This window comes from Sphingomonas sp. PEI4 (genome assembly GCF_056679955.1).
In genome coordinates this window covers 304,894-318,113 of sequence record NZ_JBWXPI010000002.1, presented here as the reverse complement: position 1 = coordinate 318,113, position 13,220 = coordinate 304,894, and the positions used below count along the sequence as shown (strand labels likewise).

Genomic DNA, 13,220 nt, shown 5'->3' with positions numbered 1-13,220 from the left:
CGTCCCGCAATATAACGCCGTGAAACATTACGCGACGGCCCGTATTGGGAAGAGCGGCAACTGGCGCATCGGCTCTGCAAGACCGAATTCCGTAGCCAAAACATCCAGGTGCGGGTCGAGGTGCAGGATCAGAACGTCGCGCGCAAGCGCACCCAGCTCGCCGACGGATACAATGTCAGATACGCCATCTGCACCGAGCGCGAGCGCGGTGCCGCGCAGGGCTGGGAAGGAGGCCTTGAAGAGACGTCGGGATAGGGCCGCGAAAACCTCGCGCTGCGCCTGAAGCTCGATGTGAAATCCCTCCTTGAGAACGACTGCGACACGGAGCAAGAGCACAGTCTGCCAGGAGTATCGTGCCCTCGAACCAGGCCCATTGGGCTTGGCGTCAGGTTCGATCAGCCCCCTGCGGGTGGTCCACTCACGTAGCTGATCGGCAGTCAGCCCAGTCAGCCGCTGAACCTCTCCGGCTTTCGCCAAATGCATAACCATCTTTCACTGCCGCCGCGTCTATACGCAAGCGGGTATCATACCCACTTAAACTGGTAAAGTCGGGTGGTGCGTTGCCGCCGCAACTAGCTGATGGACCTAAACCGTGGGACCAACACCTAACCACGCCGGAGGCAAACTGCAGGAAAGGGGTCCATTAGTGCGCGTCGTCACTATGCCCGAACCTTCGCGGCGTGGCGGGTCGCGGTCGTCACCAGTTCCGCGACCTTATCTAGGTTCACGTCGCTACCGGACTCCAGGTATCGGGAAAGCGCCTCAATATAGCCAAGCCCCATCGCGCTGGTGATCGTGCTGCCAACTGCACCGCCGATCGCGACGCCTGCGGCATAGCCAATGCCGCTTGCCTTCAGGCCGTCGCTGAGAAGGGTGCCAAACAGCCATTGGCCACCGCGCGACGCGCCGGTGCCGATCATCAACTTTGCCGCGCCTCCGTCTGCGAGCATCGAGTGGCCGAAGACCCTGTCGATCTTTGCTAGCATACCGACCTGAATCAGCGACAGGACGATGCTATGTCCTGGTGCTATCGCCGTACCGGCTGCGGTGGTTGAGGCTGCCGCGACGACCCGCCTAGCGGCACTTTTTTTTAACGACCATTGCACCCGCTGTGCCGCGGCGAAGGCGGTCTTGCGCGCCTCCGGCAAAACACGATCCGTCGCCTCGACCAGCGCCTCCAGCCCAAAGGCGGTGCGATTGAAACTTGGTTCGTCAACAGCCAGCACGTCGATCTGGGCACTAGCGGGTTCTGCCTGTACCCGCGCCTCGGTCGGCATCGGACGATAGCTTTGCGTGAAGACCACGATCACCGGAATGCCGCGTGCCTTCATGTCGGCGAGAAATCGACGGTGGACCGGCTCCACGCGGTTCGACATCGCGGAGATGCACAGCCAAGCAACGTGTATCTGTGCCGCGACATCCCCTGTGGCACGCATCTCCGCTAGCTTCGAGTCGACTGCGCGAACCGCTTCGTCGTCGCCCGCTTCGAACCCGCGGGAGTCCCACAGGTTGAGCGGAGCATTCGGTGCTTCGTAAAGCGTGACGGTCTGCGTTACGGGCAATCCGGCACCGGTCGGCGCTACGGCATCACCGAACACGGCATTTACCAGCGTACTCTTGCCAACACCCGTGTTGCCCGCGATCAGGACGTTGATACGCCCAATCTCGTCATCCGCGTCACCACGCGCGGCTGCATAATCGCGAGTTTCGGCTGACCCGCTGTTCGGATCGCCGACAATCGCTTCTCGTGCGGCAGAACTGATCCGCGCAGCGAACCCTCCGATTGTTCTGCCGATGGATCGGCCTGTTGACGTTACGGTTTGCGCCGCCTGATCGGATGCCGAGCGCACGGTCTCCAGACCGCGAGAAAGTCTTTCACTATCGATCATGTTTGATGCCACAGTCCCTGCTTCGTTTAATCCCTTGCGACCGATCACGAATGTTTGCACGACGCCTGCCCGGACGTCGCCAGCCGCATCATGCGCCGCGTCACCAAGCGTGCGAGTCCACTCGCTAAAGTCCGTGGTAGCTCGTTTCAGCGATAGTGCCCTAGCACCCGACAACGTGCGCTCGACGGCTGATAGGGCGTCGCGCTCCGTTGGCGCGTCGATACCGTCGGCTGCCGCGACCTCGTTAAGAAAGGTGAGAAGTTCCTTCTGCATTGCGTCCGGAGCGCAATCGCGACTGCGCGCGTGGAAGTCGACGATCGCAGAGGCCATTCGGTCGATGCTGGTGTCCTCACCACGGGACAGCACATCAGCCTCGATCATTGGCAATGCCGTGGCGAGATAAGCGGGATCATATCCCCAGTCGTGCGTGTAATGGTCGCGGATAGCGTCGCGTTCAGTGGCATCCACCCTCCCGTCTGCGGCTGCGATGCGAAACGCGAGCGCAGCGTTGAGATCGAGCAACCGCATCGCTAGCACGTCGATCGGGGTATTGAGAAATTTGGGGATTACATCGACATACGCGTCCGGACCGGATGCCATCCAGCGCGATACGCCGTACCATGCCCCGCCTGCAGCGAGTGCAGCAGCGACTACCCAGCCGACCGGTGTCACCGCTACAGCGGGTGCCATGATCCCGGCCCAGACCAAGGGATTGACGGACGCTGCAGGCGCAAAGAACGTGCCTGCAACCAGCGCCGACTTAGCAAAGCCTACCCCAGTTCCCGCCGCCCCGCCCGTATCCCATAGCGAACCGAGCGACCGAAGCGCGCGGCGGGTTGCATAGACATTCTCGCCGATCGCAAGACGTGCCTTGAAGCGTTCGGGGTTGGTGATGACGCAGGTAACACCGTCCATTCCAGCTGCCCGTTCGGACGAGCCATCATCCATCGATCGCCACCTTAAGATGGGCTTCGAACGCGCTAATACGGGTGCGAAGCCCATCGTTGCGCATATCGGCGACCGCGCCGACCCCAATGCCACACGCTATGAGTAGCGGTCCTAAAACGGGCGCGAGGATGCCACCTAATATCGCTATAGACCCTATCAGCGCTGCCATGACCGCGCCGATCACCAGCCCAAACGCGGTATTGGGAAACATCTTAAGAGCTTCGAAGGCGAACGACAGGATTTGGCGCCCGACCGCGACGATGGTCTGACCGATCGAGACGGTCATGCCTTCAAGGCGTGCCAGCAGAACTTTGGCGTCCGCAGACACCGCCAGACGATCGATCGCCGTCATGATATCGCGGCGCGCCCACGGCACGGGGAGATGGGGCATCGGAGGCTCCTGAAGATCTAAGGCGTGGTGACTGTGACCGACGATCTGCGTCTGTCCAGCAGCATTTTCGCTGGTCGCGGCAGCTTCGCTATGGGAAGCCGTGCTGGATAGCGTGGTCGAACCGTTACTTGGAGTGACTTGTGATATTAAAGAAAGCTCTGCCTTGAGCTCGGCTTATTACCAGTCGTTTGGATTAAAGAAGCTTGCCTGACCCTTCTTCCCCACACGCGGACGCGGACGACGACGTAATCGCTCATCTTCGCGACATATGGAATTTCTCCGGTGATAGCCCCTTGGCGGTTGTAGGTCGTTTGTCGCCGGCCGACAGCGACGCTAGCCGTTTTGGCTTCCTCGTTGATCTTGAGGATTTCTCAGGCCGCAAGCTCGTGTCTCCAATGTCCGGGCACCCTGCTCGCGCATTCATCCCCCCTCCCGAGATGGCAGGCGTACGGACCGCATTGCAGGATGCCGATGGCGACGTCTGGGCCTTGGCGGAGGTGCAGCTGTCGCCGTTCGAAATCCGGGAGCAGCGGAGAGATCCCTATGCACTGAATTCCGTGCCTGGTTCGCTTAAACTCTTGACCGAGGTTCCCGAAGAATGGTCAGTCGGCGTGACCGGCCGGGTCAATGCGCGCCGCATTTTTACGGTGGCGCACGACGCTATCGCAGACCGGATCCGTCGAGAAGCGGAGACAGTGCGTCGCGGTCTTGATGCGCAGACGGACGAGTCCCGCGTCAAGCAGGCGCAGGAAGAAGATAGACTAAAGCAAATCCGTGCGTCCTGCGCTGCCGGCAACGCACGGCTGCTCGAACTTAGTAAGGCCGGCGCGGGCCTTCAACAGGACATCATATCAATGCAGGAACGATTGCGGACGATGGCCGAGTTGGCTGCCAGCAAGGGCCACCGCCTCAAGGCGCTGGGCTTGCTGGATCCAGACGAACTGGCGCGCCTCCTGCCTGACACGGCAGGAACCGGAGCTCCGGCGGGGCGATCCTACCACGATATTCTTGGCGGGGATTTCACTCGGGTCGCGCCGTTCGTGCAGGCCCGGCTCTGGCAGCGTGGAATTCGGTATTCGCAGGCACAATTGCGCGATTTTCTAGCGCTGCTGCGCACGCATGACCTTATTATACTTGCCGGCGATTCCGGCTCGGGCAAGACAAGCATGGTGCGTCAGGTGGCCGACGCCATAGGCGCGCGGCACAAAGTCATCCCGGTGAAGCCCAACTGGACCGGGCCTGAGGATCTCCTGGGATATTACAATCCGATCGAGCGCGCCTACCAGGCCACGCCCTTCCTCAAGGCGCTGCAGGCCGCATCGGCAGAGCCGGAAGTCCTACACCTGATATGCCTCGACGAGATGAACCTTGCCCGGGTGGAATACTATTTCGCGGACTTCCTTAGTCTGCTCGAAGACCGTACTGGGACGGCAGAGATCCTACTTTACGCTTCAGACGAAGAGCAGCATGCCGTTGTTGAGACTGGCCTGTTCGTGGCCGTCGAGGAAGAAGTGCGGCGCAAGACCGGGCTGCCGGAGTCCGTGACAATTGAAGACATGCTGCGGAACGAGACCGCGAACGCCCTACTTCACCGATTGAGCGGGCTCGCCGATGCGCAATCGGTACTTGAATATCACGGACGCCTGCGCCGCTCGCTGACCGCCGCGATACGCCACCCCACGCGCTTCGCCTTCCCGCCCAACGTCCGGATTGTCGGCACTGTCAACATGGATGAGACCACTCATCCCCTGTCGCCCAAGGTGCTTGACCGGGTTCACGTCATGCGCTTTCGAAATCCCGCGCTGTTGGACTGGAAGGCCGTCGCCGATGAAGTCGAAGACGTGCCCGATATCGACGAGCCGGTGATGATAAGCTCGGACACCTTCACGCCGCGCGCCGATTACAACTCGTTCGACCCCGCTGATCCGGAGACTGCGCTCCTACTGCGTATCGCTCGCGACTTCCTGGACCCACTGGGCGTCGAGTTCGGCCTTCGCGCCATTCGGCAGTCGCGCAGCTACATTGACCACGCAGGCACGGCCGGGATACCGGTCGCGGCAGCCCGCAACAACGTGATGCTGCACAAAATTCTGCCAAAGCTAGCCTTCGATGCGGGGCGTCGGACCTCGGGCGGTGATACCCGACTGGATGTGCTCCGGAATTTCGCTGCCTTGCTGCGAGAGCTAAACCAAGACCTTGATCCCGCAAGCGTCACTGAGGATGCGTCAGCTGTGCTGGAGCGAATGATCCAAGCAGCCGAAGACGACAACCGGATCATCAACTTCTGGTCTCGCTGATGCCTCCCCATCTGCGTTACCTAGCGATCGAGTGGGCGGCGCCTGGGCAAGCGGCGCGTGTTACGGTCGCACCGGAGCCGATCGTCGTGGAACGCGGCACTGACGGAACCTGGGTGGCTGAAACGCAGGTGTTCTTTGATAACCTGCCCTGGATCGGGCTGCTCGCCGGCGAGGGCGGCGATGGTGATCCGGCGATCGTCCTGCCTTCCGGACGGCGCGAACGAATGCTGAAGGTAGCGGTGCCGGGGCAGGTGGCATTCTGGGTCGAACAAGGGCCTTGGGATTCCAAAGGCCATCGCCACCTTAGCGCGCTTCACCGGGAAAGCGGGCGCGCGATCATCGAAAAGGTCGGCACACGGATCGCGCTCGACCATACGATGGGCGGGGCGGGACGATTGGATGAATACCTTGCGGACTTCCGCGCTGAGTTCATCTGGCTAGCTCTCAATGCCAGCAGCAAAACTAGCGGTCTGGTCGCCGCCGGCGGCGGACTGAACATCGAACTTGTCGAGGCACTGGCCACTTTCGCCATGGCCGCTCGAGCCGTCGTCGACCGGCCCGCGACGCAGGTTCAAGAGGTGGTGGAAGCCTGTTCGATCGATCGCATACGACCGACAGCGGCGACCTTCCGCCATTATTCGCGCAACCCGGGCGCCCGCTTGCTGCCGGGGCGCAAGTCGGTGGAGATGCTCGACACACCCGAGAACCGCTATCTGCGGCACATGATCGGCAATGCCCTACGCCTCGCTCGCGAGGCAGCCTTGAGTTTCTCCCGCAGTGCCGAGCGTCTCCGCGCCAGTGCGCTAGAAGAAGAAGCACGGGCCGAGACGCTCGCCTCCACGCGGTGGCGAGATGTTGACCCCGAGATTCTCGACAGCCAGTTCGCACAGCGCGCTCGTCTTGTTGAAGATCTTAAGGCGTACAGCGACGCAGAGTGCCCTTCGCGCGCAGCAGAATACGGGCTAAAGCTCACGAAGCGCTACTGGGCCGGTGGCTTCTTCTACGATAAGATAAACAACCGGGCGGGTAAGGCTGAGGGCGCTGCATTCGCTGTCGCGACCTGGAAGCCGCGCCTCAATCGTCTGATCGCGGAAGTTCAGCCCTTCAACCGCGAGTTCGCTTTCGTCGCGGACGCCGAGGCTCACCGACGCCGGACCAGCGGGGGCAAGCTCTATCACGAGTTGAACTTCACATGCGTCTACGCCGTCCGGATGCGCACCGACGTGATCGGCAACCAGAGGCGGTACCGCAGCAAGCTGGAGGCGGACGCTTGGCGTGCGCCAATTAGCGCTACCGAACGCCGCGAACTAACGAACGAAGCAAAGACCGCAGCCATGCGGTCAGCAGCGCTAGGCCACCGATCGCAGGAGATCAGCGACGCCGCAGGGAAGCTGGAAGGGGTGCTCCACGTGCTGCAGGTACTAGATCGGAAGCTGGAGGCGGGGCGCGTCCGCAGCAGGGCAGTAATGCCGATGGGGCAGCGCTATCTGCAGAGCCCGCGTTATGCGGCGGGTCTGGCGGCCTTTCGCGCAATCGAGGCGGCGTTAGCCCAGAGCGGTATCGGCTTCGACACTCTCGAACGGCTAGAGACGGTCGGGGTCCTACATGCAAGCGCGCTGTACGAGCGCTGGTGCCTCGTCAAGATCATAGCTGTGCTCGTCGAGGACTATCGCTTCGAGCCGCCGCCCGATTGGCAGACTTGCCTAGTCAGGTCGATCCTCGACCGCGCTAGCGAAAGCGTGTTCGAACTGTGCCGCCCGGATGTAGGGATCGCAGCGCTCATCAGGTTTCAGCCAACCCTTCGTAACGGTCGCCGGCCAGACTTCGCCGTTAGCTTCCGGCGCCTGGAGAACGCTTCCACGCCTTGGCCTAAGGGAATCGTGCTCGACGCAAAATTTCGCACAGGCTGGAAGCCAGGCGAAGTTCCAAATATTGTCGAGACCCTGCTGCGTGACAAGGGCTACGGCATCCACGGCGACCGGGTGTTCGTTCTGCATCCTATAGCCGCTATGATTCCGGCTCCCACCTCTCCGCTTAGTTGGGGACGGGATTGCGACTATGGCCACGACAAGCTCAGCCATCGGCATGGTAGCATTCAGTTGGCGGCTGGCATTCACGGGCCGGCGTCACGCCTAAACTTGAAGCGTCTGATCGCGATGGAGCTTCAGTTTCTTATGGAGATGCCGTCCGACTACGATGACGAGGTCACACGGGATGAACTCGCCTGCCGCCAGCCCTGCATAAAGTGCGGGGCGCAACACGGCGCGGGCGACTTGCGCAAGGCATTGAACCGTTCGGGCTGGGACCTAGAATGTCGTTCGTGCCAGTCGATCTCGTGGAGAACCTACTGCTATAACTGTTACTATCCCCTCTTCAAGAATGGCGTACAAATGACGTACCACCGCACTTTGGCTTCCCAGATTACCAACATTGCCTGCCCCAGTTGCGGCCTCCATTTCGAGACCTACGCATCGGACGAACCATCGCCAACGCCTTAACTGTTACCTCCGACGGCAGTCCCCGATTAGGGTTATCGCACGGCGCTTTGATAACGGAACTTGGCAACGCTCTTGTATAGGAAGGCGAAGTGTCGTGAGCAGTCAGAGGACTGGAGCCGCTTCCCGTTACATTTGATCCTTCGATATAAAAGCAGATCGAGAAGGCGCTACCGATGCGGGACGATCGCTTGGCATTGCTACTTGGCGCAGATCAACGGGCGCGCGAGCCAACCCATCCGCAAGGATCAGACGTCCAGGATGTGTGCCAGGCTCGCAAAGTAGCGAGGGATCAAGGTTGGGACGATGAAACGGCCGCTGGAAGGCGGCTTCCATGCTTTCGAGTAGCGGGCGATGTACAGGGCTGAAAATGCCGCCACCGATCGCGATGACCTGGTATCGATAGCATCGATCTTCGTCCTGTCCGAAGGCGATCGGCGCTTGTTCTAGAGTCGCAACGAATATCCGATGCTCATGGTGGCGCGCGGCGTCGCGGCAGTCTTCCTCGGTTACGCCTGCTTTTTGATAGGCGTCGCAAGCATCAGCGCCAAGTGGATCGACACCTGCAGCGTGGATCGCGATAGGCCAAAGTCCGTTGCCCAAATGAAAGCTCGCGATGTCGAGCGTCGCCGATCCGCAATCAACTATCATGTGCGGCCCCAAATATGGGCGAGGCCCAGCGCAATAACCGGCAATTGCTCCTGCCAATTCGGTGTGGATCTCGAACGGTAGCGTTCCCTCATCATCGACCGCGAGGGCAACTTTCACGTCATCCAGCGTCAGGCTCGCCGCATTTGGGATCAATAGGATGGCGGCACGTACGATGGTAGAAAACGCTTTATAGGTGCTGCTATCAGCAAGCGCGGCGACTGGCACGCCGATGTTGACCCCACTGATCTTGGCATCCGTCCTTCGATCCAGCACCGTGCCGAGCACGTAGGCGAGATGCATAGCGAGGAAGGCGGTGGCTGCGTCAGCCATTGTCGCCTGCGATCCCGCACAAATGCGATGACCTCGCCCCTCTATCAGGGCCGATTTAAAACCGGACAGCGCTCGCGATTGTGTCTCCGGCAAAAGCGTGAACCTGCTCGTCGCCGGGTGGAGATGGACGACGGTTGGCCAAATATGCGGGATTCCGCCACTGGACCAGCCCGCCGGCACGGGTACTCCGAATGCTCCAAGTGCGCGATCATACGGCCACCGCACCACCGCCTTCGTGGAGCTGGTTCCAAAATCATGACCGATATATCCGTCCGCGTCGGGGTCGATAATTCGTTCGTGTGCCAAGCTGCCGAGTCCGACGAGGCGAGCCACTGATGCACGGGTTGTTTCATCTACGCTGTTCGGCGCGCGGGCGTCGGCAACGAAACGCTCAAGCTCCGACCGCAGCATCGAGACGCGACGATACGCAGCACCACCGAAGTCATTCAGGACGAGAGGCGCTGGAGATGGCGTTGCCAACTCGCTCATTACGTCAGCTTGTCGGATCGCTTGCTCAATCACGTGTCGAGGAAGCCTAATGACCTCCTTCTGCTTTGTATTTGCCACGGGATCGCGCGGCCGTGATATCTTAGGGTCAGCTATTCGGCTTCGTCGTACCAATGCTGCCGCCAGATCCTCGCTAGTAGCCGGCTGTGGTTGCGAATTCGCGAGCGGAGCCGGTGTCATCCTCTTTAACAACGACGCTAAGGCATCTGCGCCTTTCGCGTCACCCAGTCGTCCACCGCCGCCCCGAATCGCCATCGTCCGTTTACCCTCAACTAACCGTGATGACCGCGAGGCCTACGAGGCTGCGCTGGAAGGAAAAGCGGTCCCGTGCAGCCGATAGCTCGTCACGGCGAAGATCCAGGCGTGCGAGGAGCTTGTTAAGCTTTCCTTGTTCCGCGGGGACCAGCTTTAGTTTGCGGGCATCGCCGCTCATTTTCCATGACCAAAGTTTCTCCTCGGTATCGCGGACCCTCTTTTGATGCTGGCGTTCCAATCTCGCGATCCCGGTTTCGGCACGATCAAAATGGCGCGCTTCCTCCTCATCAACGAACCCGTCGAACTCGGCGGAAAGAGTTTGATCACGAAGCGCCTGCATCGCAGTGAGCATCGATCCCGGCGCCGTAGCGCCGACATCGTGGCGGCCTGCACGCAGCGCTACCTGAACGAACTGTTCTGCCAAGGACGGGTCGAATGCAGGCCCATTAGCGTGTTGCACGCCGAAAGCGATGCGATCAACGCGAACAGCACCATCGACCCACCAATGCTCCATCGCGGCGACATAGGCGCCTGGGGGAACATTCGTCGCGGATATAGCCAGCGCGATGCGGACGACAGGCTCTGCCGTGATACCCTCCGCAGCCTCCTTGCGAACCGCGGCCGCAAGGCGGACCAGCGGATGTACGGTCGTGATTAACTCGACCGATTTCGGCAGATCCGCACGACGCTCGAACGCAGCACGCAATCGGGTCTCACGGGTCAATCGCGTCCTAAAACGTCCGCCGCGGATGAGAATGCGTTTAAGGGCCAAGTGCGCGGCCTCGCTCAAGTTAACATCAAATAGACCGTTGGTTCCAGGCGCGTCGTCGATCCGGGTTCCCGGATAACGCCCGGCCAATGCCTCATGGACATAATCGGCAAGTTCGCCGGCAGCGATACGGCGTTCGGGGCGATGATTGTCGGCAATCTGAGCGAGGATCATGTCGCCATGAGCAATCAGGCCCGGCGCTTCCTCTTCCAGAGCAATCGTCTGGCGTTGCCGTTCGACAAAAGCCATCGCGCTACGTTCGACTTCTTGCGCTTGTTCCTCTAACGTCAATTCTGGATTTAGAAGGCGCTGCTCCAGACCGGTGATCTCGGCCCCTAATATCGCCTCGAACGCTCCGAGAGTTTGCTCGATTTCTAATAGACGACGATACAGTCGATCATAGACCTGTTCTTCGATCGTACCGGCTGCGATCAGCGATACGATGTTGATGCGGGCGGCGCGCTGACCGATGCGATCGATTCGGCCGATGCGTTGTTCGACCTTCATCGGATTCCAGGGCAAGTCGTAGTTGATAAGTGCACGGCAGAATTGCATGTCCAGGCCTTCGCCGCCAACTTCAGAGGTCAGTAGGACACAAGCGTCATTACGGCTGGCGAACCGCGCGAGGATTACGGTCCGATCTTCCCTCACGCCGCCATGCATCAGTTCGACCACGATCCCGTCGGCGCGTAGCCGTTCGGCTAAATAGTCGAGCGTTACCCGAAAGCTGGAGAACACGATCAGCTTGTCGTCGCCGGCGGCCTGCTGGCGGATAATAGCGTCGGCAAGGCAACCGTATTTGGTGTCTCCACCTTCTAGCTTGGCGGCCCGTGCGGGATCGTTACAAAGGATGGCTAGCTTCGATACGAGGGGGCCGGCTGCGTCCGCATCATCGTCTGCGTCGTCGAGTGAGAGGTTCACGACGCGGCGGGCCCAATGCCTGCGTGCCGCCGCAAGTGACGACGCGATCAGCCGCTGGGGCGTTGCAAGCAGAAAGCGCTCCGATGCATTCAAGGACCAGGCATGATTGCGAACGACGTCGGACGCCTCCTCGTAAAATCGCCGTTCCTCTTCATTCATGGCCCACCGAAGGTGATCAACCTCGCGCTTGACCTGAAGCGCATTGACGTCACGGCGTCGGGTACGGTTCACGACCGAACCTAGCAGCGACATCTCTTCTAGCTGAGCGGCGATACGCGTCCGCAATGCCGGGCTGTCTGCGAGATCCGGATCAGTCAGCTCACGTTGCAAATTGTCTAGCTGACGGTCGATTTTTAGCAGCGCTCCTCGCGGCAGCTCCCGGAGAACCTCCAGAAGTTTGGGAAAGGAAGTTTGAGGCCGTAGCGTCAAATCGCGCGCCGCCACTAATGGTCGGTTCTCGTCGGCCAACAATTCAAAGGTAAACGCATTATCGAACGTATCGGGATCGAGCAGTGCGAGCAGGTTTTGCAGGTCGCGGCTACGCAGGTTGATGGGTGTTGCGCTCAGCAGTAGCTTGTAGTCCGCCACATCCATGGCAACCTTTGCAAAAGCGTGGCTCATTGTGTCGGCATTGCGCAGATGGTGCGCTTCATCGAAAATGAGACAATCAATTAGCGGCTCTTGGCCTTGCCGTTCGGCGAGGAAGCGGGAGAGCTTAGCACGTGCGCCATCGCCCTCGTCCTGCCAGCCACGGGGCGGACGCACGGCCGATAGCGAAACAATTAATGCGAAGCCGTCCGACCGTTCGCCCTCACGGCGCAGGTAGTCCAGCAATTCAGTCGCATCAACAATTTTGGCATCGACCGAGAACTTTTGCCAAAGTTCTAATCGCCATTTCTCCGTCAGCGACTTCGGGCATACTACGAGGAGGCGGTGACAGTCGAATCGCGCAACTAGTTCCGTCCAGATCAGCCCAGCCTCGATGGTTTTACCAAGGCCCACCTCATCCGCGATCAACAATCCCTGTGCAGGAGAGCCCAAGAGCTTTACGACCGGTTTGAACTGATAGGCGTGAAATTCGGTATCGGTTACGTCCATGCTGTAAATTACGTCTCGCAAACGGCCGGTAAGCCGATGATGCAAGAGCATGCGTCGTAAAAGGGCAGGGTCAGCATATCGTCCTGCAGCGAGATCCCCAAGTGGGTCTGGCGCGATCGATCCAGCATTTAACTGACTTTCGGGGAGCATGCGCTGACCACTGCCGTCAGCTAGCCTGACCTCGTGATAGACCCTCCCTCCACGGGTGGTAGACTTGCCGGTAATCTCACCTGCGCAGGCGGGATCGTTACGCAACCTTACTATCGTTCCAGTGGCAAACATTCCGGCTCCCGCTGTCTTGTGAAGCAGCCCGTCCGCCTCGGTTATCGCGTCGCGAACTTTGATGCTGTTCGGCACGAGATGCACTGGGGTCAATAGGGCAACCGATTCAAAGACGGATATATCCATGCTTGTCATTCCATAGGTCGTGCCCAAGCTCGCACACATCCGGACCCAAGCAAGGAATGTTGACCGAGCGGATGGTGAAACTCGATCGTCCAATGGCGTTCGTCCGGGCGTTGGCGGAGGCCACCGAGGGTGTAACCCTCCATGAGATAGACGAGCAGCTAAGCGTCAATTGCTGTACTGCCACGCCAATGTCTGATGTCGTCTCCTGCATTGTGATCTGGACAAAATCATTGACTGAAGTCGTTAGCGCTTCATCTATCT

The 13,220-nt window shown here is 60.1% G+C and carries 7 protein-coding genes; 2 read left to right on the top strand and 5 right to left on the bottom strand.

Annotation, left to right across the window (positions count from 1 at the left end):
- Positions 1 to 27 precede the first annotated feature (27 nt).
- The 3 genes from AC1MLZ_RS20445 to AC1MLZ_RS20435 form a co-directional block, all read right to left on the bottom strand.
- The gene (locus AC1MLZ_RS20445; RefSeq protein ID WP_480961820.1) at positions 28 to 483 is read right to left on the bottom strand and encodes a MerR family transcriptional regulator; all 456 of its coding nucleotides are present in this window, start codon (positions 481 to 483) and stop codon (positions 28 to 30) included.
- Between the two features lie 176 nt (positions 484 to 659).
- The gene (locus AC1MLZ_RS20440) at positions 660 to 2,804 is read right to left on the bottom strand and encodes a TerB family tellurite resistance protein (RefSeq protein ID WP_480961819.1); all 2,145 of its coding nucleotides are present in this window, start codon (positions 2,802 to 2,804) and stop codon (positions 660 to 662) included.
- A 25-nt stretch (positions 2,805 to 2,829) separates the two neighbouring features.
- Positions 2,830 to 3,189, bottom strand: a complete 360-nt coding sequence (locus tag AC1MLZ_RS20435) for a hypothetical protein (RefSeq protein WP_480961818.1) — start codon at positions 3,187 to 3,189, stop codon at positions 2,830 to 2,832.
- Between the two features lie 332 nt (positions 3,190 to 3,521).
- Here AC1MLZ_RS20435 and AC1MLZ_RS20430 point away from each other — a divergent pair, with 332 nt between their 5' ends.
- Together AC1MLZ_RS20430 and AC1MLZ_RS20425 are read left to right on the top strand one after the other, a co-directional pair.
- Entirely contained in the window at positions 3,522 to 5,525 is a 2,004-nt protein-coding gene (locus tag AC1MLZ_RS20430; RefSeq protein WP_480961817.1) for an McrB family protein, read from the top strand.
- Positions 5,525 to 8,023: a hypothetical protein gene (locus AC1MLZ_RS20425; RefSeq protein WP_480961816.1), complete on the top strand. Its 2,499-nt coding sequence runs from the start codon at positions 5,525 to 5,527 to the stop codon at positions 8,021 to 8,023. Before AC1MLZ_RS20430 ends, AC1MLZ_RS20425 begins: the two co-directional genes overlap by 1 nt.
- A 126-nt stretch (positions 8,024 to 8,149) precedes the next feature.
- Here AC1MLZ_RS20425 and AC1MLZ_RS20420 read toward each other — a convergent pair whose 3' ends face one another.
- Together AC1MLZ_RS20420 and AC1MLZ_RS20415 are read right to left on the bottom strand one after the other, a co-directional pair.
- The gene (locus AC1MLZ_RS20420) at positions 8,150 to 9,490 is read right to left on the bottom strand and encodes a hypothetical protein (RefSeq protein WP_480961815.1); all 1,341 of its coding nucleotides are present in this window, start codon (positions 9,488 to 9,490) and stop codon (positions 8,150 to 8,152) included.
- A 286-nt stretch (positions 9,491 to 9,776) separates the two neighbouring features.
- Positions 9,777 to 12,959, bottom strand: a complete 3,183-nt coding sequence (locus AC1MLZ_RS20415; RefSeq protein ID WP_480961814.1) for a helicase-related protein — start codon at positions 12,957 to 12,959, stop codon at positions 9,777 to 9,779.
- Positions 12,960 to 13,220 lie beyond the last annotated feature (261 nt).